General features: G+C 72.2%; 23 protein-coding genes and 1 tRNA gene. 13 read left to right on the top strand and 11 right to left on the bottom strand.

From position 1 onward, the window contains the following. Positions 1 to 107: 107 nt before the first annotated feature. Positions 108 to 1,112 carry a Gfo/Idh/MocA family protein gene (locus tag ACWCV9_RS03995; RefSeq protein WP_450784128.1) on the top strand — a complete coding sequence of 335 codons (1,005 nt, stop codon included), beginning with the start codon at positions 108 to 110 and terminating at the stop codon, positions 1,110 to 1,112. Between the two features lie 48 nt (positions 1,113 to 1,160). Here ACWCV9_RS03995 and ACWCV9_RS04000 read toward each other — a convergent pair whose 3' ends face one another. The 5 genes from ACWCV9_RS04000 to ACWCV9_RS04020 form a co-directional block, all read right to left on the bottom strand. Then, positions 1,161 to 1,355 carry a hypothetical protein gene (locus tag ACWCV9_RS04000; RefSeq protein WP_450784129.1) on the bottom strand — a complete coding sequence of 65 codons (195 nt, stop codon included), beginning with the start codon at positions 1,353 to 1,355 and terminating at the stop codon, positions 1,161 to 1,163. A gap of 148 nt (positions 1,356 to 1,503) precedes the next feature. Next, positions 1,504 to 2,406 carry a sugar phosphate isomerase/epimerase family protein gene (locus tag ACWCV9_RS04005; RefSeq protein WP_450784130.1) on the bottom strand — a complete coding sequence of 301 codons (903 nt, stop codon included), beginning with the start codon at positions 2,404 to 2,406 and terminating at the stop codon, positions 1,504 to 1,506. A gap of 2 nt (positions 2,407 to 2,408) precedes the next feature. After that, a complete protein-coding gene (locus tag ACWCV9_RS04010) occupies positions 2,409 to 3,320 on the bottom strand; it encodes an ATP-binding cassette domain-containing protein (RefSeq protein WP_450784131.1) in 912 nt (303 codons plus the stop codon). Between the two features lie 3 nt (positions 3,321 to 3,323). Further along, entirely contained in the window at positions 3,324 to 4,400 is a 1,077-nt protein-coding gene (locus ACWCV9_RS04015; protein ID WP_450784132.1) for an ABC transporter permease, read from the bottom strand. Continuing rightward, entirely contained in the window at positions 4,400 to 5,419 is a 1,020-nt protein-coding gene (locus ACWCV9_RS04020) for a sugar ABC transporter substrate-binding protein (protein WP_450784133.1), read from the bottom strand. Before ACWCV9_RS04020 ends, ACWCV9_RS04015 begins: the two co-directional genes overlap by 1 nt. A 407-nt stretch (positions 5,420 to 5,826) precedes the next feature. On the opposite strand from ACWCV9_RS04020, the gene ACWCV9_RS04025 reads away from it, so the two are divergent. From ACWCV9_RS04025 to ACWCV9_RS04040, 4 genes are read left to right on the top strand one after another with little or no spacing between them, the layout of a single operon-like run. Beyond that, positions 5,827 to 7,140: an ABC transporter substrate-binding protein gene (locus ACWCV9_RS04025; RefSeq protein WP_450784134.1), complete on the top strand. Its 1,314-nt coding sequence runs from the start codon at positions 5,827 to 5,829 to the stop codon at positions 7,138 to 7,140. An 8-nt stretch (positions 7,141 to 7,148) separates the two neighbouring features. After that, positions 7,149 to 8,129: a carbohydrate ABC transporter permease gene (locus ACWCV9_RS04030; RefSeq protein WP_450784135.1), complete on the top strand. Its 981-nt coding sequence runs from the start codon at positions 7,149 to 7,151 to the stop codon at positions 8,127 to 8,129. Continuing rightward, positions 8,126 to 9,010 carry a carbohydrate ABC transporter permease gene (locus ACWCV9_RS04035; protein ID WP_450784136.1) on the top strand — a complete coding sequence of 295 codons (885 nt, stop codon included), beginning with the start codon at positions 8,126 to 8,128 and terminating at the stop codon, positions 9,008 to 9,010. The genes ACWCV9_RS04030 and ACWCV9_RS04035 overlap by 4 nt, the downstream gene beginning before the upstream one ends. A 51-nt stretch (positions 9,011 to 9,061) precedes the next feature. Further along, positions 9,062 to 10,402: a penicillin-binding transpeptidase domain-containing protein gene (locus ACWCV9_RS04040; protein ID WP_450784137.1), complete on the top strand. Its 1,341-nt coding sequence runs from the start codon at positions 9,062 to 9,064 to the stop codon at positions 10,400 to 10,402. Positions 10,403 to 10,422: 20 nt separating this feature from the next. Here the strand turns inward: ACWCV9_RS04040 and ACWCV9_RS04045 are convergent, their stop codons facing one another. Next, a complete protein-coding gene (locus tag ACWCV9_RS04045; protein WP_450784138.1) occupies positions 10,423 to 11,589 on the bottom strand; it encodes an acyl-CoA dehydrogenase family protein in 1,167 nt (388 codons plus the stop codon). A 156-nt stretch (positions 11,590 to 11,745) separates the two neighbouring features. Here ACWCV9_RS04045 and ACWCV9_RS04050 point away from each other — a divergent pair, with 156 nt between their 5' ends. From ACWCV9_RS04050 to ACWCV9_RS04065, 4 genes are all read left to right on the top strand, one after another. Next, complete coding sequence (locus ACWCV9_RS04050; protein WP_450784139.1) at positions 11,746 to 12,552, top strand: alpha/beta fold hydrolase; 807 nt, start codon at positions 11,746 to 11,748, stop codon at positions 12,550 to 12,552. Positions 12,553 to 12,668: 116 nt separating this feature from the next. Then, positions 12,669 to 13,157 (top strand): FxLYD domain-containing protein, encoded by a 489-nt coding sequence (locus tag ACWCV9_RS04055; RefSeq protein WP_450784140.1) that lies wholly within the window; start codon positions 12,669 to 12,671, stop codon positions 13,155 to 13,157. After that, the gene (locus ACWCV9_RS04060) at positions 13,154 to 14,506 is read left to right on the top strand and encodes a chloride channel protein (RefSeq protein ID WP_450784243.1); all 1,353 of its coding nucleotides are present in this window, start codon (positions 13,154 to 13,156) and stop codon (positions 14,504 to 14,506) included. The genes ACWCV9_RS04055 and ACWCV9_RS04060 overlap by 4 nt, the downstream gene beginning before the upstream one ends. Further along, entirely contained in the window at positions 14,503 to 15,045 is a 543-nt protein-coding gene (locus tag ACWCV9_RS04065; RefSeq protein ID WP_450784141.1) for a potassium channel family protein, read from the top strand. The genes ACWCV9_RS04060 and ACWCV9_RS04065 overlap by 4 nt, the downstream gene beginning before the upstream one ends. Positions 15,046 to 15,185: 140 nt before the next feature. Here ACWCV9_RS04065 and ACWCV9_RS04070 read toward each other — a convergent pair. Continuing rightward, positions 15,186 to 15,259 (bottom strand) — tRNA-Pro (locus ACWCV9_RS04070). A 116-nt stretch (positions 15,260 to 15,375) separates the two neighbouring features. On the opposite strand from ACWCV9_RS04070, the gene ACWCV9_RS04075 reads away from it, so the two are divergent. From ACWCV9_RS04075 to ACWCV9_RS04085, 3 genes are all read left to right on the top strand, one after another. Continuing rightward, positions 15,376 to 15,882, top strand: coding sequence for a DUF309 domain-containing protein (locus ACWCV9_RS04075; RefSeq protein ID WP_450784142.1), 507 nt, complete (start codon positions 15,376 to 15,378; stop codon positions 15,880 to 15,882). A gap of 98 nt (positions 15,883 to 15,980) precedes the next feature. Beyond that, positions 15,981 to 16,754: a precorrin-6A synthase (deacetylating) gene (gene cobF, locus ACWCV9_RS04080; protein WP_450784143.1), complete on the top strand. Its 774-nt coding sequence runs from the start codon at positions 15,981 to 15,983 to the stop codon at positions 16,752 to 16,754. A gap of 59 nt (positions 16,755 to 16,813) precedes the next feature. Then, positions 16,814 to 18,919 (top strand): MDR family MFS transporter, encoded by a 2,106-nt coding sequence (locus ACWCV9_RS04085; protein WP_450784144.1) that lies wholly within the window; start codon positions 16,814 to 16,816, stop codon positions 18,917 to 18,919. A gap of 46 nt (positions 18,920 to 18,965) precedes the next feature. Here the strand turns inward: ACWCV9_RS04085 and ACWCV9_RS04090 are convergent, their stop codons facing one another. Further along, a complete protein-coding gene (locus tag ACWCV9_RS04090; protein WP_450784145.1) occupies positions 18,966 to 19,712 on the bottom strand; it encodes a cobalt-precorrin-6A reductase in 747 nt (248 codons plus the stop codon). A gap of 60 nt (positions 19,713 to 19,772) precedes the next feature. Between ACWCV9_RS04090 and ACWCV9_RS04095 the strand changes: the two genes are divergently transcribed. Next, positions 19,773 to 20,561, top strand: a complete 789-nt coding sequence (locus ACWCV9_RS04095) for an HAD-IIA family hydrolase (RefSeq protein WP_450784146.1) — start codon at positions 19,773 to 19,775, stop codon at positions 20,559 to 20,561. Here the strand turns inward: ACWCV9_RS04095 and ACWCV9_RS04100 are convergent. The 3 genes from ACWCV9_RS04100 to ACWCV9_RS04110 form a co-directional block, all read right to left on the bottom strand. Further along, positions 20,550 to 21,326 (bottom strand): sulfite exporter TauE/SafE family protein, encoded by a 777-nt coding sequence (locus tag ACWCV9_RS04100; RefSeq protein ID WP_450784147.1) that lies wholly within the window; start codon positions 21,324 to 21,326, stop codon positions 20,550 to 20,552. The two genes, ACWCV9_RS04095 and ACWCV9_RS04100, sit on opposite strands and share 12 nt — an antisense overlap. A 57-nt stretch (positions 21,327 to 21,383) precedes the next feature. Continuing rightward, positions 21,384 to 22,892, bottom strand: coding sequence for a long-chain-fatty-acid--CoA ligase (locus ACWCV9_RS04105; protein WP_450784148.1), 1,509 nt, complete (start codon positions 22,890 to 22,892; stop codon positions 21,384 to 21,386). A gap of 85 nt (positions 22,893 to 22,977) precedes the next feature. Further along, positions 22,978 to 24,165 (bottom strand): thiolase family protein, encoded by a 1,188-nt coding sequence (locus tag ACWCV9_RS04110; RefSeq protein ID WP_450784149.1) that lies wholly within the window; start codon positions 24,163 to 24,165, stop codon positions 22,978 to 22,980. Positions 24,166 to 24,198 lie beyond the last annotated feature (33 nt).

Raw genomic sequence — 24,198 nt, forward strand, 5'->3', positions numbered from 1 at the left:
TGTACTGACAAGAATGACAGGGCCGCGCCGCTCCTGTGACCGACCGTTCCCGTCACCGGAAGATCCTTCCTCTCCCCGTCCCCAGCATCTGAGGAGTTGCACCACCCATGCGTATCGGAATCCTCGGCCTCGGCCGCATCGGTGCCTTCCACGCCGAGACCCTCGCCGGACTGGACGCCGTCGACTCGCTCGTGGTCGCCGATCCCTTCGCGGACGCCGCCAAGGCCGCCGCGGAGCGGTTCGGCGCGGAGGTCGCGGACTCGCCGGAGGCGCTGCTCGCGGCCGGGGTGGACGGCCTCGTCGTGGCCGCGGCCACCGACGCCCACCCCGCGCTGATCCGGGCCGGTGTCGCGGCCGGTGTCCCGGTCTTCTGCGAGAAGCCGGTGGCCCGCTCCATGGCGGAGGGCGTGGCGGTGCTGCACGCGGTGCGGGACAGCGGGGTGCCCATCCAGATCGGCTACAACCGGCGCTTCGACGTGGGCTTCGCCGCCGCGCGGGCCGCCGTACGGGCCGGGGAGCTGGGCGCGCTGCACACGGTCCGGTGCACGACCCTGGACCCGGCGCCGCCGCCGGCCGCGTACATCGCCGCGTCCGGGGGGATCTTCCGGGACTGTTCCGTGCACGACTTCGACATCATCCGCTGGGTGACGGGCCGCGAGGTCACCGAGGTGTACGCGGTGGGCGGCAACCGGGGCGCCGGTTACATCCGGGAGGCGGGCGACGCCGACACCACCGGCGCGGTGCTCACCCTGGACGACGGCACGATCGCGGTGGTCTCCAACTCCCGGCACAACGCCCGGGGTTACGACGTCCGGATGGAGCTGCACGGCTTCACGGACTCGGTCGCCGTGGGCCTGGACGACAAGCTTCCGCTGCGCTCGGTGGAGCCGGGGGCGACCTTCCCGGCCGGGACCCCGCACGACTTCTTCATGGACCGCTTCGCCGACGCCTACCGCGCCGAACTCACCGCGTTCACCGAGGTCGTGGCCGGGGGCCTGCCCTCCCCCTGCACCATCGAGGACGCCCTGGAGGCGGGCTGGATCGCGGAGGCCTGCACCCTGTCGCTGCACGAGCACCGGCCGGTGACGATCGCGGAGGTGCGCCAGGCCTGACACACACCTGCGGCGCCGGGCGGGCGTGCCCGGCGCCGCAGGTGTGTGTCAGCCGCAGTAGCGGATCAGCCACTCGTCCGGGTGGTAGGTGTTCCGTGCCGGGTCCGGCAGGGTCGCCGGCTTGGTCTCCACGGTGTCCTCCGGGCGGATCCGCTCGGGCAGGGTGCCGAAGCGGCTGCGGCGGTGTTCCGCCGCGTCGGTGGGGTCCTGGGCGGCTCCCCGGGACTCGGTGCGTTGTGTCATCTCGTCCTCCCGTCTGCGCGGGCGTCCCCCGTCGTCGTGCACAACGTCCGCGTGCCCAGGGTTGGTTCCCGGCCACCCGCGGACCGAATCCGTTGCCATCCCGCAGGAACCGGGCCCCGCGCCGGGACCCGGTTCCCGCCCCTGCCGCTCAGGCCCCGCAGGACCGCAGGAAGCGCCGGGTGCGCACGGCGATCGGCAGCGGCTTGTCCGGCTCGCACGGGTACATGTCCTGCTCGACGATCGCGAACAGATCCACGCCCAGCCGCTGCGCCGCCTCCAGCACCGGCCCCAACTCGGGTACCCCGGACGGCGGTTCGCACATCACACCGCGCTGCACGGCCGGGCCGAAGGGGACCTCGTGCGCCACCACCTCGGCGAGGATCCGCGGGTCGACCTGCTTGAGGTGCAGATAGCCGATGCGTTCGCCGTAGGTCTCGATCAGCTTGACGCTGTCGCCGCCGCAGTAGGCGTAGTGCCCGGTGTCCAGGCACAGGTTGACCAGCTCGGAGTCGGTCGAGTCCAGGAAGCGCTCGACGTGCCGCTCGGTGTCGATGTGGGTGTCGGCGTGCGGGTGCACGACGATGTCGAGGCCGTAGGTCTCCCTGACCTCGTGGCCGAGCCGCTCCATGCCCTTGGTGAGGTGCGCCCACTGCTCGGCGGTCAGCTCCGGCGGCTCCAGGATCTCGGCCGTCTTGTCGTCCCGCCAGAAGGAGGGGATGACCACCAGGTGCCGGGCGCCCATCGCCTGGGTGAGCGCGGCGACCTGGCCGACGTGGGCCCAGGTCTCCTCCCAGACGGCGGGTCCGCGGTGCAGGCCGGTGAAGACCGTGCCCGCCGAGACCTTCAGGTCGCGCCGGGCAAGCTCCTCGGTGAGCCGGGCCGGGTCGGTCGGCAGGTAACCGTAGGGGCCCAGTTCGATCCAGTCGTAGCCGGCCTCGGCGACCTCGTCGAGGAAGCGTTCCCAGGGGACCTGCCGCGGGTCGTCGGGGAACCAGACGCCCCAGGAGTCGGGGGCCGATCCGACGCGGATGCGGTCGAGGGCGTGGGACATGGTCAGGAGTTCCCTTCCGGCGAGGTCGCCACGGGCGCGGTGAGGTCGTTCTCCTCGGGCAGCTCGTCCACGTCGACGCCGCGCACCTGGGCCAGTTCGTGTTTGAGGGCGGCGAGTTCGGCGCCGCCGGCCATGTGGTTGGTCAGCTCCTCCAGGCTGACCTGGCTGCGGTCGGCGCTCAGCTCCAGGGTGCCGAGGCGCAGGACGCTGAAGTGGTCGCCGACCATGTAGGCGTGGTGGGGGTTGTGGGTGATGAAGATGACGCCGAGGCCGCGGTCGCGGGCGGCGGCGATGTACTTCAGGACCACGCCGGACTGCTTGACGCCGAGGGCGGCCGTCGGCTCGTCCAGGATGAGGACGCGGGCGCCGAAGTGGACGGCGCGGGCGATGGCCACGCACTGGCGCTGGCCGCCGGAGAGGGTGCCGATGGGCTGGTCGAGGTCGTCCAGGACGATGCCCATGTTGCGCAGTTCCTCGTCGGCGGTCCGCTTCATCCGGGCGATGTCCAGCCGGCGGACCGGCCAGGGGCCCCGGGTCAGCTCGGAGCCGAGGAAGAAGTTCCGCCAGACGGGCATCAGCGGGACGGTGGCCAGGTCCTGGTAGACGGCGGCGATGCCCTTGGCGAGCGCCTCGCGCGGGGTGCTGAAGCGCACCGGCCGGCCGTCGACGAGGAAGTCGCCCTCGGTGTGCTGGTGCAGCCCGGAAACGATCTTGATGAGGGTGGACTTGCCGGCGCCGTTGTCGCCGAGCACGCAGGTCACCCGGCCGGCGTGCACCGTCAGGTCCACGCCGTGCAGGGCGCGGATGTTGCCGTAGGACTTGCCGGCGCCGCGCAGTTCCACCAGGGGTGTCTCGCCCGTGGGCGGGGTGTCGGCGAGGACGGCGCCGTGCGTTCCGGTGTTCTTGTCGGTCATCGGTTACCTCCGGGTCGCCGTGCGCTGGACCCACAGATTGATCAGGACGGCGCCGAGCAGCATCACGCCGAGGAAGGCCTTGAACCAGTCCGGGTTCCAGCCGGCGTAGACGATGCCCTGCTGCACCATGCCGAACATGAAGGCGCCGAAGACCGTGCCGATCGCCGAGCCGGCGCCGCCGGTGAGCAGACAGCCGCCGATGACGGCCGCGGCGATGTAGATCAGCTCCTGGCCGACGCCCTCGCCGGACTGCACGGTGTTGAAGGAGAACAGGTTGTGCATGCCGATGAACCAGGCGCCGAAGCCGACCAGCATGAACAGGCTGATCTTGGTGAAGCGCACCGGGACGCCGACGGCCCGGGCGCTCTCCTTGTTGCCGCCGACCGCGAAGATCCAGTTGCCGTACCTGGTGCGCAGCAGCACCCAGGTGGCCAGCGCCGCGAAGACCAGCCACCACACCACGGTGATCTTCACCTGCACGCCCCCGACGTCGAAGGACGAGGCGAAGATCTTTCTGGCCTGGTCGAAGCCGTCCATGTCGCTGATGTCGTCGGTGGCGACATTGCCGGTGATCAGCTTGGTCACCGCGAGGTTCACGCCCTGGAGGATCAGGAAGGTACCGAGGGTGATGAGGAAGCTGGGCAGGCCGGTCTTCACCACCATCCAGCCGTTGAAGAAGCCGATCGCGAGGGAGGCGATCAGGGCGACGACCACGCCGGTCCACACATTGAGGGTCAGCTGGTAGCTGAGCATGCTGGCGGTGAGCGCCGAGGAGATCACGGCGACGCCGGAGGAGAGGTCGAACTCGCCGCCGATCATCAGCAGGGCGACGGGCAGCGCCATGATCCCGATGGTGGACGACTGGTAGAGGATCGTGGCCATCGAGCTGCCCTGGCGGACGGCGGGCGCGGCGATCAGGAAGAAGACCAGTACGGCGGCGGCGCCGAGGAAGACCCCCACCTCGGGGCGGGCCAGCAGCCGCAGCGCCGGCGAGCGCCGGGCGGTGCGGCCGTCCCGCTGCCCGGGACCGGACGCCGGCTGCCTGCCGAGGGCCGGCTCAGCCTGCTGGGACATGCTCATCACCGGGTCCCCTTCGCGGCGAACTCCGCGACCTTGTCGACATTGGACTTGTCGACGAAGGCCGGGCCGGTGAGCACCGGCTGGACCCCGCCGCCGCTGTAGTTGCCGTTGTACTTGTAGAGCCACAGCGAGTCGACCGCCAGATACCCCTGGAGGTAGGGCTGCTGGTCGACGGCGAACTCGATGGACCCGTTCTGGACGGCCTTGACCAGGTCCTTGTTGAGGTCGAAGGTGGCGATCTTGGCCTTGCTGCCCGCGTCGCCCACCGACTGCACGGCGGTCAGGGCGAACGGGGCGCCGAGGGTGACGACCGTGTCGATGGAGCTGTCCTGCTTCAGCTTTGCCGTGATGGTGGACTTCACGGACGGCATGTCGGTGCCGTTCACGTACAGGGTCTCCGTGGTGCCCTTGAACGTCTTCTGCACGCCGCCGCAGCGCTGGGTGAGGCCGACGTTGCCCTGTTCCTGGATGACACAGACGACCTTCTTGGCGCCGGTGGTGTTGAGCTTGTCGCCGAACGCCTCGCCGGCCACGCTCTCGTCCTGCCCGAAGAACTCCAGCAGCCCGAGCTGCTTCCAGTCGCTCAGCCCCGAGTTCAGCCCGACCACCGGGATACCGGCCTGGTGAGCCTTGCCGAGGACGCCCTTCATCGCGTCGGGCTTGGCCAGGGTGACCGCGATGCCGTCGACCTTCTGGTCGATCGCGTTCTGCACCAGGTTGGCCTGGTTGCCGGCGTTGGGGTCGGCGGAGTAGACCAGCTTGATGTTGTCCTTGGCGGCCGCCGCCTCCGCGCCCTTGCGGACGGTGTCCCAGAAGGTGTCACCGGGGGCCTGATGGGTGACCAGCGCCACCGTCATCCGGGGCGTGTTCGCCTTGCCCGCCGAGGCGTTCTGCGCCGCCTCCTCCGCCTTCTTGCCGCCGTGACTGCTGGCGCAGCCGGCGAGGACGAGGGCTGCCGCGGCGGCCGCGGCCAGGACCGGGGCCGGTCTGCGGGAGCGGGAGCGAGAAGAGCGGTCCATCTTTCCTGCACCTCACTGTGCGTGCGACGGGGGAGGGACGCTGTTGCGTTGGCACGGGATACAAGTCCCTGGCGGGGCCGCTGTCAATACTTTGTTAAGACATCATTTCACAAGCAGGTCCGAATGTAAGTACAAACCATCCACTCCCCGGCCTTCCGGGGAACCCGCACCGGGTCGCATGAGCCCAGTAGACCGCACCTCGCGGCGAACGGCACCGGGCGATCACGCGGACAGCACGGTTCGGGCAAGAGAGGGTCGGGTGCGTGCGGACCTATTGACGCCTGAGCGGACGTGGGGGTCTCATGACGCCCACCATGTTCGGTCGAGTTGGTTTCTGAGCACTTTCGATGATCTTTCGGAGACCGGCTCACCCCCTTGGCCGAACCTTGCATTCCTCAGGAGCCGCCATGCGCCTCTCCCCCTCCGGTCTTTCCGCCCCGGGTCCCAGCCGTCGCGCACTGCTCCGCGGAGCGGGCGGTGCCGCCCTGCTCGCCGGCGCCGGGATACCCCTGCTGTCCGCCTGCGGCAGCAGCGGTTCCGGTTCCGACCCGAAGACCGTCACCGTCGGCTCCAACGCCTCCGACGCGGTGCCGAAGAGCGCCTTCGCCCACGTCTACGCGGCCTTCACCAAGCAGTCCGGGCTCACCGTCGCGGTGAACACCAAGGACCACAACACCTTCCAGGAGCAGATCAACTCCTACCTCCAGGGCACGCCGGACGACGTGTTCAACTGGTTCGCCGGATACCGCATGCAGTTCTTCGCGGCGAAGAGGCTGGCCTCCCCGGTCGACGACGTGTGGGCGAAGATCGGGGACAACTTCCCCGACGCGATGAAGAAGCTCAGCAGGGGCGAGGACGGCACGTACTACTTCGTGCCGATGACCACGTACCCCTGGGCGGTCTTCTACCGGAGGAGCGTGTTCCAGCAGCACGGCTACACGGCCCCCACCACCTGGGACGCGTTCGTCGCGCTGTGCAAGCGGATGCGCAAGGACGGCCTGGTGCCGATCGCCTTCGGCGACAAGGACGCCTGGCCGGCGATGGGCACCTTCGACCAGCTCAACTTCCGCCTCAACGGCTACGACTTCCATGTGCAGCTGATGGCGGGCAAGGCGTCCTGGACCGACGCCAGGGTCAAGGCCGTCTTCGACCACTGGAGCGAGATCCTCCCCTACCACCAGGACGGCTTCATGGGCCGCACCTGGCAGGACGCGGCGCAGACGCTGGTGGCCAAGAAAGCCGGCATGTACCTCCTCGGCTCCTTCGTGGGGCAGCAGTTCACCGCCAAGGCCGATCTCGACGACCTCGACTTCTTCCCCTTCCCGGAGATCAACTCCGCCTACGGCCAGGACACGGTCGAGGCGCCGACCGACGGGTTCATGGTCAGCAGGTCCCCGAAGAACCACGCCGGAGTGGTGAAGCTGCTGGAGTACCTCGGCACCCCGGCCGCCGAAGAGCTGTACCTGAAGACCGACTCCAGCGTGGTCGCCGCCTCCGGCAAGGCCGACACCTCCGCGTACTCGCCGTTGCAGAAGAAGGCGTTCGACATGATCGCGGGCGCCAAGAGCCTGACCCAGTTCATGGACCGCGACTCCCGCCCCGACTTCACCTCCACGGTGATGCAGCCCGGCCTCCAGAAGTTCCTCCAGGATCCCAAGGGCGTGGACAGCCTGCTGTCCTCCATCGAACGCCAGAAGAAGACGATCTTCGCGTCGGCGTGAGCGGCCCGATGACGACCGATACGACGACGCAGGCCCCGGCGGCGGCCGCGGTGCCGCCTGCGGGTTCCGCGCCCGCGCAGCAGCGGGGCACGCAGGGGCACCGCCGCCTGCTGACCCGCCGTGACCGGCTCACGCTCGGCCTGATGGCGGGCGTGCCCACGGCCTTGCATGTGGTCCTGGTCTGGGTCACCGCCCTCGCCTCGATCCTCCTCGCCTTCACCACCTGGGACGGCATCGGCTTCGGCTCGATCAGATGGGTGGGCCTGGACAACTTCCGCCAACTCTTCACCGACAACCCCCAGTTCTGGCCGGCCGTCGAACACAACCTCGTCTGGTTCGCGGTGCTCATCCTGATCCCGACCCCGCTCGGGCTCTTCCTCGCCGTCCAGCTGGACAAGAGGATCCGGTTCAGCCGGGTCTACCAGACCGCGTTCTTCCTGCCGGTCGTCATCTCGATGGCGTGCATCGGGTTCGTCTGGCAGCTCGTCTACAACCCGGACACGGGTCTGATCAACAGCATCATCGGCGCCAACAAGCCCGGCCACTACATCGACTGGATCGGCGACCCGCACCTCAATCTCTGGGCGGTGCTCATCGCCGCGTCCTGGCGGCACACCGGGTACATGATGATCCTCTACCTGGCCGGTCTGAAGAGCGTCGACCCCTCGCTGCGGGAGGCGTCCGCGCTGGACGGCGCGAACGAGTGGCAGACCTTCCGATCCGTCATCTTCCCGACCCTGCGCCCGACCAACACGGTCGTCCTGGTCGTCACCATCATCGAGGCGCTGCGCGCCTTCGACCTCGTCTTCGTCTTCAACAAGGGCGCCCAGGGCACCGAGTTGCTGTCGATCCTGGTCACCAACAACATCATCGGCGAGTCCAGCCGCATCGGGTACGGGTCGGCCATCGCGGTCGTCCTCCTGGTGATCTCCCTCGCGGTGATCGTCCCGTATCTGATCGCCACCTTCCGGAAGGAGCGGCGCGCATGAGCACCACCGTCCCGCTCGGGCGGCGCGCCCCGGTCCGCCCCGCCCGCGTCCTGCTGCACGTCTTCCTCGCGGGCGCCGCCCTGGCCTGGCTGGCGCCGCTGCTGTGGGCGGTCTTCTCGGCGCTGCGGCCGTACAGCGAGACCAGCGCCAAGGGCTATGTCTCCTGGCCGGACAGGCTGAGCCTGGAGAACTTCACCAACGCCTTCCGGCAGTCGGACATGCTGCACTACTTCGGCAACACGCTGGTGATCGCGGTGCCGGCCGTGCTGCTGACCCTGTTCCTGTCCTCCTGCGTGGCGTTCTACGTCAGCCGCTTCGACTTCCGCCTCAACCTGGCCCTGCTGCTGGTCTTCACGGCCGGCAACCTGCTCCCGCAGCAGGTCGTCATCACCCCCCTGTACCGGCTGTACCTGCTGACGAACCTGCCGGGCATCACCGCGAGCGGCAAGCTGTACGACTCCGCGCTCGGCCTGGTCCTCATCCATGTGGCGTTCCAGTCCGGCTTCTGCGCGTTCGTGCTGAGCAACTACATGCGCTCGCTGCCGCACGAGCTGACCGAGGCCGCGCTGGTCGACGGCGCCTCGGTGTGGCGCCTGTACTGGCAGATCACTCTGCCGCTGTGCAGGCCGGCGATGGCGGCTCTGGCCACCCTGCTGTCCATCTGGATCTACAACGACTTCTTCTGGGCCCTGGTGCTGATCTCGACGGGCGAGAACATGCCGATCACCTCGGCCCTGAACAACCTCTCCGGCCAGTACTTCACCGATCCCAACCTGGTCGCCGCCGGCTCGCTGCTGACCGCGATCCCGACCCTGGTCGTGTACTTCGCACTCCAGCGCCAGTTCGTCAGCGGCCTGACCCTCGGCTCCAACAAGGGCTGAGCCGCGCCACCGGCAGGGCACCCGTCCGCGCGCGCCTCTAGGGTGTCCGGCATGCAAAAGAAGATCATCAGGGCGGTGGTGGTCCCGGGACTCCTCGCCGCGCTCGGCGCGACGCTGGCGGGGTGTTCCCAGGGCACGGCCAAGACGGCGGAGAAGCACGGGAGTTCGGGGCTGGGGAACATCCTGGTGGACGGCCGGGCCGTCACCGGGTCCCGGCCCTCGGGCATCGCGAAGGTGCCGTACCGGCGCACCTACACGGACGGCGCGCTGTACGCGCCCGTCACCGGCTACCGCTCGATGGCCTTCGGACGGGCGGGGCTCGAGGCGGTCTACGACGATGTGCTGAGCGCCGGGACCTCGCCCGGGGGTGTGTCGGGGGACGTCCTGACGACCGTCGACGGCCGCGCCCAGCGGGCGGCGTTCGACGCCCTCGGCAAGGAGAAGGGCGCCGCCGTCGCCCTCGACGTACGGACCGGGGCCGTCCTCGCCCTGGTCAGCACCCCGTCGTACGACCCGGGGGCGTTCAGCGGAAACCTGACCACCGACGTCGGTGCCTGGCACAAGGTCACCCGGGACGCCGACGACCCCCTGCTGAACCGTCCTCTGCGCGAGGCGACCGCCCCCGGTGCGACGTTCCACCTGGTGGTCGCCGCCGCCGCGCTGGAGCAGGGGCTCTACACCAGCGTGGACCAGGCCACGCACAGCCCGCTGGTGTTCGCGGTGCCGGGCACCACGGCCCGGATCGGCGGCGGCTCCCCCCGGTGCGCGAAGGCGTCCCTGCGCACCGCCCTGCGCCTCGCCTGCTCCAACGTCTTCGCCAAGCTGGCGGCGGATCTGGGCCACTCCCGCCTCCGCGCGACGGCCGAGCGGCTCGGTTTCGGCGACGACGCGCTGCGGATCCCGGTCCGGGCCACCCCCAGCGTCTATCCGGCGGATCCGCGGTCGGCCGGCCAGACGGCCCTGACCGGCAACGGCGCCGATGTCACCGTGACGGCCCTGGAGTCGGCGAGGATCTCGGCGGCGGTGGCCGACGGGGGCCGGGCGGCGGCCGCACATCTGGTCGCACGGGTGCGCCCGGGGAACGGTGGCAACACGCGACCCGGCCTGACCTCCGCAGCCGCCGGCCAGGTCCTCTCCCGGCACACCGCCGACCAGCTCCGCTCGGCCCTCGGCACCGGCAGCGGCGGCGTCACCGGGCTGACCGGCTGGACCACGCTCGCCGGTCACACCCGGTCCTGGTTCACCGGCTACGGGCAGGACGGCGACGGCCGGCTCGTCGCCGTGGCGGTCTGGACCGAGGCGGCGATACCGGGCGGGACCGCGACGGACGACGGGACGCCCGCCGGCCCCGCCGCCCGTGTCGCCGGGCGGATCCTCGCGGCCCTGTCCTGACGGCGTGCGGGCCCGGCCGGTCAGGTGTCGAGCCCTCCTCGCTTGACCAGCTGGCCGACGATGACGTTCCGCTGGATCTCGTTGGTGCCCTCGCCGACGATCATCAGGGGCGCGTCCCGGAAGTAGCGTTCCACGTCGAACTCGGTCGAGTAGCCGTAACCGCCGTGGATGCGTACGGCGTTGAGGGCGATCTGCATCGCGGTCTCGGAGGCGAACAGCTTCGCCATCCCCGCCTCCATGTCCACCCGGCGGCCGGCCTCCGCCTCCCGGGCCGCGTACAGGGTCAGCTGACGGGCGGCGGTCAGGGAGGTCGCCATGTCGGCCAGGTAGTTGCCGACCGACTGGTGCTGCCAGATCGGCTTGCCGAACGACTCCCGTGCCTGCGCGTAGGCGAGCGCGTCCTCCAGCGCCGCCCGGCCCACCCCGAGGGCGCGGGCGGCGACTTGCAGCCGCCCGGTCTCCAGGCCCTTCATCATCTGCCCGAACCCCTTGCCCGGCACCCCGCCGAGCACCGCGTCCGCCGGCGCCCGGTAGTCCTCGAAGGTCAGCTCGCAGCTCTCCACGCCCTTGTAGCCGAGCTTGGGCAGGTCGCGGGAGACGGTCAGTCCCGGTCCGTGCTCGGCCAGCAGGATGGAGATCCCCCGGTGTGCCGGGCGCGCCTCCGGGTCGGTCCGGCACAGCAGCGCGATCAGCCGGGAGCGGCGGGAGTTGGTGATCCAGGTCTTGGTCCCGTTGACCACATAGCCGTCGGCGTCCCTGCGGGCCACCGTGCGCAGCGCCTGGAGGTCCGAGCCGCCGCCCGGCTCGGTCAGGGCCATGGTGGCGCGGATCTCGCCGGTGGCCATCCTGGGCAGATACCGGCGCTTCTGCTCCTCGGTGCCGAAGTGCAGCAGCAGCTTGGCGACGACCGTGTGCCCGCCCATCGCCCCGGCCAGGCTCATCCAGCCGCGGGCCAGCTCCTCGGTGACCAGCACGTAGCAGGGCATGGAGACGGGGGTGCCGCCGTACTCCTCCGGGACGGCGAGCCCGAAGACGCCGAGCCGCTTCATCTGCTCGATCAGCGCCTCGGGATAGGTGTCGGAGTGCTCCAGCTCCCGGACGACCGGTCGGACCTCCTTGTCGACGAAGTCGCGCACCGTGCGCACGACGAACCGCTCGTCCTCGGACAGGATGTCGAGAGTGCTCATGCCGGGTGACCCCCAGTCGTGACGTGTGTGTGCCCGCTGAAGGGGACTGTGGCAGAGGAGCCGGGCGGCGCGCAGGACCTTGATCCGGGCCGGACCGGTTCGCAGGAACCCCTCGGCGTCCGGGCGGAGTTGCCCGCGGTGCCATCATGGGTGCCCATGACGGAGACCACCCGCCCCCGGCAGACCTTCGCCCGCGCCCAGGACGGCACCGCTCTGGCCTGCCAGCGGCAGGGCGACGGCCCCCCGCTGGTGCTCCTGGCCGGGCAGGCCAACAACCACCACTGGTGGGACACCGTCCGGGCGGACTTCCACGCCACGCACTCCACGATCACCCTGGACTACCGGGGCACCGGAGCCAGCGACAAGCCCCACGAGGGGTACTCCACCCGGCGGTTCGCCGACGACGTGATCGCCGTCCTCGACCATCTGGGCATCGAACGGGCCGACGTCTACGGCACCTCCATGGGCGGCCGGGTCGCCCAGTGGGTCGCCGCCGACCACCCGGACCGGGTACGGCGGCTCGTCCTCGGCTGCACCTCCCCCGGCGGCCCGCACGCCGTCGAACGGGACAGCTCGGTGCGGCGTGCCCTGGCCCGGCCCGACCCGGAGGCCGTACGGCAGACCCTGACCGACCTGATGTACTCCCCCGCCTGGCGGGCGGCCCATCCCGGCCCCTACACCACCCTCGGCGACCCCGGCATGCCGCCGCACGCCCGGCGCGGTCATCTGCTCGCCAGCAACGGCCACGACGCCTGGGACGCGCTGCCCGCCATCACCGCTCCCACCCTGGTCCTGCACGGTGACGAGGACCGCCTCACCCCGCCCGACAACCTGCCCCTGCTCGCCGCCCGCATCCCGGACGCCCGCACCCACCTCTTCCGCGGCGCCCGGCACGCCTACTTCGAGGAGCGCCGGGCCGAGGCGAGCCCGCTGGTCACCGCGTTCCTCACCGAGAGCGGGTAGCCGGCGCAGGTCTGCCGGGGTGAATCACCGGCGCATCCGGCCGTACCCCGCATGCCGGGCCGGCGCCGCGCCACTTCACTGAGGTGACGGCCGCAGTGAGCCGACCGGGAGGCGACATGGCTGGACAGATGGCGCGCGGTGTGACGGTCGCCGCGCTGGTGGCGCTCGTCGCCGCGGGGGCGGGCGGCTGCTCGGGCGGCGGCGGGGAAAAGGTGTCCGGTGCCGCGAGCAAGGCGGCTTCCCAGGCCTCCGCCCTGGCCTCCCAGGGCGCCGCGGCCCTCGCCTCCGCCACCGCCGAGGCACGGCGCAAGCTGGACTCGGTCAAGGGCGGCATCGACGCCAAGGACGATGTGAAGCTCGGCGCGGTGGGCACGGACAGCGCCGGACGCAGCACGGTCACCGTGACGGCGCACAACACCGCGGACGCGACGAAGTCCTTCGCCGTCCAGGTCGTCTTCCGCGACACCGGGGGGAACCTGCTGGACACGGTGGTCGTCACGGTGCGGGACGTGGCCGCCGGCGCCTCCGCCACCGGCACGGCACGCAGCACCCACACGCTGTCGGGCGGCGTCAAGGCCGAGGTCGGCACGGCGCTGCGGTACTGACGGCGGCCACGGTGGAGCAGCCCGACGGCACGCCCACGACGCGCCAGGCCCTGCTGAGTCCCGGATACCTGCGGCTGCTGGTGCTGTGCCTGCTGCTCGGGGTGCCCATCGCGCTCGCGTCCTTCTTCTTCGTCGCTCTCCAGCACACGGTCCAGCACCAGGTCTGGGAGGCGCTGCCGCAAGCCGTCGGATACCACCGCGCCCCCTGGTGGTGGCCCCTGCCGGCCCTGCTGCTCGCGGGGCTGATCGTCGCCCCGGTCGTCACCCGGTTTCCGGGCGGGGGCGGTCATGTGCCGGCGCGGGGGCTGGGCGGGCCCCCGCTCGGTCCGAAAGCGCTGCCCGGTGTGGCCGTGGCCGCCCTGGCCACGCTTCCGCTGGGCGTCGTCCTCGGCCCCGAGGCGCCGCTGATGGCCGTCGGCAGCGGGCTTGCGCTGCTCGCCGTACGGGCCCTGCGGCAGGCCCCCGACGCGCCGGGCACGGCGGTGCTCGCCACCGCCGGGTCCACCGCGGCCATCTCCACCATTCTGGGCGGCCCGCTGGCGGGTGCCGTCATGGTCGTCGAGGGGGCCGGGCTCGGCGGCAGCCGGCTCGTCGTACTGCTGCTGCCCTGCCTGCTCACGAGCGCTGCCGGAGCGCTGGTCTTCACCGGCTTCGGCCACTGGACGGGCCTGTCGACCGGGGCGCTGGCCCTGCCCGGGCTGCCGCCGGACACCGTCCCGGACGCGGGCGACTTCCTGTGGGGGGTTCCGCTCGCCGTGCTCATCGCCCTCCTCATCGCGGCGGCCCGGGCGCTCGGCCGGCGTACCCACCGTCTGGTCGGCGAGCACACCGTCCTGAGGACCGTGGCCTGTGCCGTGGCGGTGGGCGGGTGCCTCGCCTGCTATGCGCTGCTGACCGGCCGCTCCCCGGAGGAGGCCGCGCTGTCCGGGCAGCAGACCCTGGGCCGGCTCGCCGCTCAGCCGAGCGCCTGGCCGGTCGCCGCCCTCGTCGCCCTGGTCGCGTGCAAGGGCCTGGCCTGGGCGCTCTGTCTGGGCGCGATGCGCGGTGGCCCGATCTTCCCGGCCCTGCTCATCGGTGCGGCCGCGGCCGTCGCCTGCGCGCCGCTGCCCGGCTTCGGTACGACGCCGGCCCTCGCCCTGGGCATGGCGGCGGCGGCCGCGGCGGTCACCGGGCTGCCGCTGACCAGCGCGGTGCTGACGGTGCTGCTGCTCGGTGCCGACGCGCGCCAGCAGACGCCGCTGATCGTGATCGCGTCCGTCGTCGCCTTCGTCACCGTGCAGCTGCTGCCGGTGGTGCGGCGAGGGAGGCGTCCCCCGGGCCGGCCGGCCGAGCCGGCGGTACGGCGATGACCGGGGCGGATGCCGGGAGCGGGCGCCGGCAGCACGGCCGGCGGCCCGTGTTCACCGCCGTGCTCCTGGTGGCCGTGATGGTCACGGGCTACTTCCTGCTGCCGCTCGACGGGCTCGGTCCGGAGCGGCCCAGGCTGAGCTGGGCACTCTTCATCGTCGTGCTGGGCGCGATCGCCAGTCTGATCCTGCGGCAGATCGGCGACATCCTCCGCGACCGTCCGGACGTCCACCCCGCACTCGTCATCCCCGTCCTGATGTGCCTGGCGATCCTGGTCTTCGCCGGCACCTACTTCGTGCTCGCCCGGCACCCGGGCGAGGTGTCCGGGCTGCACACCCGTCTCGACGCCCTGTACTTCACCCTCGTCACGGTGGCCACCATCGGCTACGGCGACATCACGCCGCAGGGCCAGACCGCCCGGCTCGTGGCCATCCTCCAGATCCTGTACACGTTCGTCTTCCTCACCGCCGCGGCGGCCTCGCTGAGCAGACGGGTCCAGGCCAAGGCCGCGGCCCGCCCCGGACGCCACGAGGACCGCTGAGTCGGCGCGCGGCCGCGCTGCCGGCTCGCCGGTGCGCAGCAGCGGACCGCCCCGCACCAGGCGGTCCCGGAAACGACGAAGGGCCTCGTCCCACCGAAGTGGAACAAGGCCCTGGCCTGGGAAGAACCCCAGGCACTCTGTCGGGACGACAGGATTTGAACCTGCGACCCCTTGACCCCCAGTCAAGTGCGCTACCAAGCTGCGCCACGTCCCGATGCGCCGTCCCACGGTGTCCCGCGTGATCGCGCGAACAGAACTTTACCCCACGCTCGGGGGTGCGCCGAAGAGGGTCCGCGGGAGCGGGGCGCACGGCGGTGGAGAATCGGCCGTATGACGAACGTGAGCGGTGCGGAGGCCAGGGACCGGGACGGGGACGGGCGGGCCCGCAGCGCGCGGCCCCGGGACGGGCTGGGGCGGCCGCTGCCGTACGGCGTCCAGGGCGTGCCCCGGCAGCCCGAGGGGGTGGTGCGGGCGCCCGGGGAGACGGTCGCGGAGGCCCAGGAGCTGCTGGACGCGGGCCGGCCGTTCCACGCGCACGAGGTGTTCGAGGACGCCTGGAAGTCGGGGCCGGAGGAGGAGCGCGGGCTGTGGCGGGGGCTGGCCCAGCTGGCGGTGGGGCTCACGCACGCGGCCCGCGGGAACGCCGTCGGCGGGGCCCGGCTGCTGCGGCGCGGCGCGGGCGGGATCGAGGAGTGGGAGCGGGAGCGGGGTGAGGACCGGCCGTACGGGCTGGACCTCGCGGGGCTGGCCCGCTGGGCGCGGGAGCTGGCCGCCCGGGTGGAACGCGGGAACGCCCCGGTGGACGCGCGCGGCGAGGCGCCCCGGCTCGGTCCCTGACGTCGCCGGCGCGGCGCTCCGGCCCGGTTTCCGGGGCCGGTGGGGCCGCGTCCGGAGGCGATGGAGGCGTTGTCAGTGGCATGCGGCAGACTCGGGGCGTGCGAAAGATTCATGTCATCGGTATCGGCGCGGGCGACCCCGACCAGCTGACCCTCCAGGCGGTCAAGGCGCTGCGGAGCACGGACGTGTTCTTCCTGCTCGACAAGGGCGAGGTGAAGAGCGATCTCACCCAGCTCCGCCGGGACATACTGGACGCGCATCTGCCCGCGGGGTCGTACCGGGTGGTGGAGGCCCGGGACCCGGAGCGGGACCGCCGCGCGGGCGGGGCCGCGTACTCGCCGGCCGTCGAGGACTGGCGCAGCGCCCGCGCCGGTATCTACGAGCAGCTGATCGCCGAGGAGCTGGGCGAGGACGGCACCGGCGCCTTCCTGGTGTGGGGGGACCCCGCGCTGTACGACAGCACGCTCGGGATTCTCGAGGAGATCCTCGAGCGGGGGTCGGTGGGCTTCGAGTACGACGTCGTGCCCGGCATCAGCAGCGTCTCCGCGCTGGTCGCCCGGCACCGCACGGGGCTGAACCGGGTGGCCCGGCCGGTGCAGATCACCACCGGGCGGCGGCTCGCCGAGGGCTTCCCGGAAGGGGTGGACGACGTGGTGGTGATGCTCGACGCCCACCAGGCCTTCCGGCAGTACGCGGGGGAGGACATGGACATCTACTGGGGCGCGTACATAGGCACCCCGGACGAGATCCTCGTGTCCGGGCCGCTCGCCGAGGCCGCGCCGCGCATCGAGCGGCTGCGGGCGGAGGCGCGCGAGCGCAAGGGCTGGATCATGGACACCTATCTGCTGCGCCGGCACCCCGGCAGCTCCTGACCCCACCCGGGCGGGCCGCCCCGCATGCGTGACTGATCCACCCGTGTGATCGTGGCCTCGTGGCAGTCACCGAGGAGAACGAAGCGTCCCGGCAGACCCCGGATTCCGCACCGGCCGCCGCCGAGCCGCCGGTGCTGGACGTCCGGCGGCGCAACGTCGTCTTCCTGACGATCGTGCTCGGCATGCTGCTCGCGGCGCTCGACCAGACGATCGTGGGCACGGCCCTGCCGACGATCGTGTCCGATCTGGGCGGCGCCGCGCACATGTCGTGGGTGGTCACCTCGTATCTGCTCGCGGAGACCGTGGCGACCGTGCTGGTCGGCAAGTTCGGCGACCAGTTCGGCCGCAAGGCCGTCTTCCAGGTGTCCACGATCGTGTTCATCGCGGGTTCGTTCCTGTGCGGCCTGGCCACCGACATGCCGCTGCTGATCGCGTGGCGGGCGGTGCAGGGGATCGGCGCGGGCGGTCTGATGGTGACGTCGATGGCGCTCATCGCGGACGTCATCCCGCTGCGGGAGCGCGGCAAGTACCAGGGTGCCATCGGCGCGGTGTTCGGGGTGGCGACGGTCATCGGGCCGCTGCTGGGCGGCCTGTTCACCGACCACGCCTCCTGGCGGTGGGCGTTCTACGTCAACGTGCCCATCGCCGTGGTCGTGGTGATCGCCGCCGCGCGCACCATCCCGGTGGTGCGGTCGGCGTCCCGGCCGGTCATCGACTACCCGGGCATCGCGCTGGTCGCGGTCGGCGCGAGCGCGCTGATCCTGGCGACGAGCTGGGGCGGCACCGAGTACGCCTGGACCTCGGGGGTCGTTCTCGGGCTGTTCGCGGGCGGTGCGGCGGCGCTCGCGCTGTTCTGCTGGGTGGAGACCCGGGCCCGGGAACCGATGCTGCCCATGCGGCTGTTCGGCAACCCGGTGTTCACGGTCTGCTCGGTGCTCAGCTTCATCGTCGGCTTCGCGATGCTCGGCGCGATGACCTACCTGCCGAGCTATCTCCAGTACGTCGACGGCGACTCGGCCACGGTCTCCGGGGTGCGGACGCTGCCGATGGTCGTCGGGCTGCTGATCGCGTCGGTCTTCAGCGGCAATGTGGTCAGCAAGACCGGCAAGTACCGGCTGTTCCCGGTCGTGGGCGCGCTGGTGATGGGCGCCGGGCTGTATCTGATGTCCCTGATGGGGCCGGGCACGGGGACGGCGCTGGAGTCGCTGTACATGTTCGTGCTGGGCACCGGGATCGGCCTGTGCATGCAGGTGCTCACCATCGCCGTGCAGAACACCGTGGCCTACTCCGACCTGGGCACCGCGACCTCCGGGGTGACCTTCTTCCGTACGCTGGGCAGTTCGTTCGGCACGGCCGTGTTCGGCACCCTCTACACCAACGCGCTCGCCCCGAACCTGCGCGACGGTATCGGCGCGGCCGTGCGGGCGGGCGGCGTGGACGCGGCGACGGTGACCCGGGCGGCCACCAGTCCGACCGGCCTGCACCGGCTGCCCGCCCCGGTCGCCGCGCCGATCGTGCAGGCGTACGCGGACACCATCCAGACGGTGTTCCTGTGGACGGTGCCGGTCGCGGGACTGGGCTTCCTGGTGGCCCTGTTCCTCAAGCAGGTGCCGCTGCGGGACAGCGCGCGGATGGGTTCGACCGACATGGGCGAGGGCTTCGCCTCCCCCCACGGGCCGGACTCGCAGCGGGTGCTGGAGGCCGCCGTGGCGAAGATCATCGGCGGTACCGATCTGGAGACCGGCCGGCGGATCATCCGCGAGTCCGACACCCGGCTGGATGTCGCCGGGGCCTGGGCGGTGATGCAGGTGGAGCTGCTGAACCGGCTGGTGGGGCATGCGAGCCTCGGGCTGGTCGCGGGCCGCCGCCATCTGCCGCCGGAGGTGCTGCTGCCGGTGTTCGACCGGATGGTCGACGAGGGCTATCTGACCCGGCACGGCTCCCTGCTGAGCCACACCCCGGCGGGCCGCCGCGAGGCCGAGGTGATCAGCCATGCGTGGGGCGCCTGGCTGGCGGACCGGGTGCAGCGCGACATCGGCCACCCGGCGGCCGCCGATCTGCGCGCGGCCGTGGACACCATCGCCAAGCGGCTGCTGGTGGAGGACCTGAGCAACGGCCTCCCCGAGCGGACGGCGGCCGAACCGGAGCCGAGCGGGGCGCGCTGAGCCCCGGGTGCGCGCACGCCGGGCGGCCCTTGTGCGGCCGCGGTGGTCACCCGGGGACGAGCCCCAGCCGGGCCAGCACGCCCGCCGTGTCGGGCACCGCGGTGACGCCCGCGGGCAGCGGTGGCCGGCGTACGACGACCACGGGCAGCGCGAGTGCGCGGGCGGCCGTCAGTTTCGCGGCCGTCGCCTCGCCGCCGCTGTCCTTGGTGACCAGGACCTCGATGCGGTGGCGGCGGAGCAGATCCGTCTCCTCGGCGACCGTGAACGGGCCGCGGGCGAGGAGCACGTCGGTGGACGGCGGCAGGGGCGGCTCGGGCGGTTCCACCGAGCGGGCGACGAAGTGCAGGTCGGTCAGGTGGGCGAAGGCGGCGAGGCCGAGGCGCCCGGTGCTGAGGAACACCCGCCGGCCGAGGCCGGGAAGCGCGTCGGCGGCGCCGGCCAGGGACGGGACGTCGTACCAGCGGTCGCCGGGGCCGGGCCGCCAGCCGGGGCGGCGCAGCACGACCGCCGGTGTCCCGGTGGCCGCGGCCGCGCGGGCCGCGTTGGCCGTGATCGCCTCGGCGAAGGGGTGGGTGGCGTCGACCAGGGCGTCCACCCGGTGGGTGCGCAGCCACTCGGCCAAGCCCTCCGCGCCGCCGAAGCCGCCGGTGCGCACCTCGCCCTCGACCGCTGCGGGCCGGGTGACCCGGCCGGCCAGGGAGGTGGTGACCCGGACGCCGGGCCGGGCCGCGAGATCGGCGGCGAGCCGCCGGGCCTCGGTGGTACCGCCGAGGATCAGCACGTGCGTGGGCATGGGGGTGAGCGTACGAGGTCGTGAGGGCCCGTCCGGCGCCCGGGTCGCTACCGTCGGAGGATGGAGTCCCTCGCGTCCGTGCGTGCCGTGCTGATCGACATCGACGGTGTCCTCACCGTCTCCTGGAAGCCGCTGCCCGGTGCGGTGGCGGCCCTGCGCCGGATCCGCGCGGCGGGTCTGCCCGTGGCGCTGGTGACCAACACGACGTCCCGGACCCGGGCGTCGATCGCCGGGGCCCTGGGGGCGGCCGGGTTCGAGGTGGCGGCCGAGGACATCCTGACCGCGCCCGCCGTCACCGCCGTACACCTCGCACAGCGCTACCCGGGCGCCCGCTGTGCGCTGCTCAACAGCGGGGACATCGCGGCGGATCTCGGCGAGATCACCCTGGTCGAGGACGATCCCGAGGTGGTCGTGCTGGGCGGTGCCGGGCCGGAGTTCGACTACGCGGCGCTCAACCGGGCCTTCGGGCAGCTCCAGCGGGGTGCGCGGCTGGTCGCCATGCACCGCAACCTGTACTGGCGGACCGACGCGGGGCTCCAGCTGGACACCGGGGGGTTCCTGCTCGGGCTGGAGCGGGCGGCCCGGACGGAGGCCGAGGTCACGGGCAAGCCATCGCGGGCGTTCTTCGAGGCGGCGCTGGCCCGGCTCGGGGTGGCCGCCGGGGAGGCGCTGATGGTGGGCGACGACGTGGAGTCGGACGTGCTCGCCGCCCAGCGGGCCGGACTGACGGGGGTGCTGGTGCGGACGGGGAAGTTCCAGCAGGAGACGCTCGACGGCGCGAGCGGCGCCCCGGACCATGTCCTGGACTCCTTCGCCGACCTGCCGGGGCTGCTGGGGCTAGCGCAGTAGCAGCTGGACGCCGCCCACGACCGTCGCCGCGATCACGAGTTGTTCGAAGAGTCGCTGGTTGATCCTGTTCACAGCCCATGTGCCGAACAACGCACCGGGCACGACGAACCCGGCGAGCGCGGCGTCGAGCAGCAGCGAACGGCCGTCGATGAGGCCCAGGCCCGCGCTGAACGGCACCTTCGACACGTTCACGATGAGGAAGAAGAACGCCGACGTGCCCAGGAAGCCCAGCTTCCGGAACCCGGCGGAGAGCAGGTACAGCGACATCACGGGGCCGCCCGCGTTCGCGACCATGGTGGTGAAGCCGCCGAGCACGCCGTACGAGCGGGCCTTCAGCCGGCCCGCCCGGGTCGTCACGGCGTCCGGTGCGTCCCCCGGCCCGTCCGCCCGGCGCCGCCGCCACAGCGTGACCCCGGCCATCAGCAGCAGGATCGCACCGATCGAGGTCCGTACGATCCCGTCGTCGGCCCACAGCAGGAACAGCGTGCCGGCCACCACACCGGCCGCGACCGCCGGGAACAGCCGCCACAGCGTGGGCCAGTGGGCGTGCCGCCGGTAGGTGAGGACGGCGAGCACGTCCCCGGCGATCAGGATGGGCAGCAGCACCCCGGTGGAGGCGCGGGCGGGCAGGACCGCGGCGAAGACGGCGAGGCTGACCGTGTTGGCCCCGCTCACCGCGGTCTTGGAGAAGCCGACGAGCAGGGCCGCGCAGGCGAGCGCCGCGAACCCCCAGCCGGATATGTGCCAGAGCGTCATCGTGTCCATGTGGGGACCGATGCTATGCACACGCATCCGACCGGCGTGCCGCTACCCCGCGTACCGCTACCCGGCGTACCGCGTCCGCAGCTCCCGCTTGAGCACCTTCATGCTCGGTCCGAGCGGCAGCGCGTCGGTGAACTCCACGCGCCGCGGGTACTTGTGCTTGCCGAGGTGTTCCCTGGACCACTCGGTGATCCCCGCGGCGTCGGGGGCGGTGTCCCCGGCCGGTACGACGACCGCGCACACCTCCTCGCCGTGCAGCTCGTCGGGCAGGCCGATGACGGCGACCTGGGCGATGCCGGGGTGGCGCATCAGGACCTCCTCGACCTCCCGCGGGTAGACGTTGTAGCCGCCGCGGATGATGACGTCCTTCTTGCGGTCGACGATGCGGAGGAACCCCTCCTCGTCCTTGGTGCCCAGGTCACCGGTGCGGAACCAGCCGTCGACCAGGGCCTCGGCGGTGGCCTCCGGGCGGCCGAGGTAGCCGGAGAAGACGTTGTGGCCGCGGATGACGACCTCGCCCAGCTCGCCGGGCGGCAGCAGTTCGATGCGGCCCTCGGTCTCCGCGCGGGCGATCTCCACGTCCACGCCCCACAGCGGATGGCCGATGGTGCCGGCCTTCGTGCCGAACACCGGCTGGTTGACGGTGGCCGTGGGCGAGGTCTCCGACAGCCCGTACCCCTCGTAGATCCGCGTCCCGAAGGCGGTCTCGAACCGCTCCAGCACGGCCACCGGGAGCGAGGCCCCGCCCGAGATGCACAGGCGCAGGGCGGGCAGTTCCGCGGCGTCGGCGGCGGCCGCGGCCAGCGCCACGAACATGGTGGGCACGCCCTGGAAGGTGTTCACGCGCTCGCGCACCATCAGCTCGATCGCGCGGACCGCGTCGAAGCGGGGCAGCAGCACCAGGGTGGCGCCCGCCCGCCAGGTGGAGTTGAGCGAGACGGTCTGGCCGAAGGCGTGGAACAGCGGCAGGGCGCCGAGCGCGATGTCGTCGGCGCGGACGTCGTTGGCGTCGAAGGCGTTGACGGTCGCGTTCATCACCAGGTTGAAGTGGCTGAGCACGGCGCCCTTGGGGACGCCGGTCGTGCCGCTGGTGTAGAAGACCACGGCGGGGTCGTCGGCGGCGCGGGTGGTGTACGACGGCAGCGGCTCGGCGTCGGCCGCGAGGGCCGCGAACTCCTCGCCCAGGGTGACCACGCGGATGCCGAGGGCCTCGGCCGCGGCGCGCCCGGTGTCCGCCTGGGCGGGGTGGACGAGCAGCAGGCCGGCGCCGCTGTCCCGCAGGACGTGCTCGACCTCGCCGACCGACAGCAGCAGGTGCACGGGGACGACGACACCGCCCGCCGCGGCGATCGCGTAGTAGGCGAGGGGGAACTCCGCGGTGTTGGGGGCCATGAGGGCGACCCGGTCGCCGGGCCGGACGCCGAGGGCGGTGAGCGCACCCGCCCGGGCGAGGGCCCGCCGCCACGCCTCGGCGAAGGTCAGCCGCAGGTCCCCTTCGACGAGGGCGGTCTTGTCGGGTCGGCGCCGGGCGTTCTCGGCGAGAATGGCGGCGACGGACAGGGTTGCCATGGAGTGCTGCTCCGTTTCCTTCTGCGGCTGGTGTACCGGATTCCCTCGGCGGGACCCCCCGTTGGGCCTGCGGGGAAGAAAGGCTCTAGTGCCGTTCGACCAGCAGTGCGCTGCCCTGTCCGACGCCCACGCACATCGTCGCCAGGCCCCGGGCCGCGCCCGTGCGCCGCATGCGGTGCAGCAGGGTGGTCAGGATGCGGGCACCGGAGCAGCCGAGGGGGTGGCCGAGGGCGATGGCGCCGCCGGTCGGGTTGACCAGCTCGGGGTCGATGCCCAGCTGGTCGACGCAGGCGAGCGCCTGGGCGGCGAACGCCTCGTTGAACTCGGCCTCCTGGACGTCGCCGATCGCCCAGCCGGCCCGGGCCAGCGCCTTGCGGGTGGCGGGGACCGGGCCGATGCCCATCACGTCCGGGTGGACACCGGCGGAGGCGCCCGCGACATAGCGGCCCAGGGACTCCAGGCCCAGTTCGTTCAGGGCCTCCTCGCTGACCAGCAGCAGTCCGGCGGCGCCGTCGTTCATCGGCGAGGCGTTGCCCGCGGTGACCGTGCCACCCTGCCGGAAGACCGGCTTCAGACGGGAGAGCTTCTCCAGCGAGGTGTCCTCGCGGACGCACTCGTCCTGCTCCACCACGATCCCGTCCGGCCGCTCCACGGAGAGGAGTTCGTCGTCGAAGCGCCCGTTCTTGCGGGCAGCGGCGGCGAGTTGGTGGCTGCGCAGCGCGAACGCGTCCTGCCGGTCGCGCGAGACGCCGTACCGGGCGGCGACCTCCTCGGCGGTCTCGCCCATGGACAGCAGGCCGTGCAGCTCCTTCATGGCCGGGTTGACCAGGCGCCAGCCGAGCCGGGTGTCGTAGGTCTCGATGCGCGGCGGCAGCGCCTCGTCGGGGCGGGGCAGTACGAAGGGGGCGCGGCTCATGGACTCGGAGCCGCCGGCGATCACGATGTCCGCCTCGCCCGCGGCGATGGTCCGGGCGGCGAGGGTGACCGCCTCCAGGCCGGAGGCGCAGAGCCGGTTGACGGTGGCGCCGGGCACGGACTCGGGCAGTCCGGCGAGCAGGGCGGCCATCCGGGCGGCGTTGCGGTTGTCCTCGCCGGCCTGGTTGGCGGCGCCCCAGTAGACGTCGTCGATCCGGGCCGGGTCGAGGGCGGGCACGTCGTTCACCAGCCGGCGGATGACGGTCGCGGCCAGATCGTCGGGGCGCACGGAGGAGAGGGCTCCGCGCAGCTTGCCGATGGGGGTGCGGCGGGCGGCCGCGAAGTGAACGGGACGCACGGGTGTGACTCCTGACCGACGACGCTGTGGATC

This window comes from Streptomyces sp. NPDC001606, from assembly GCF_053596835.1.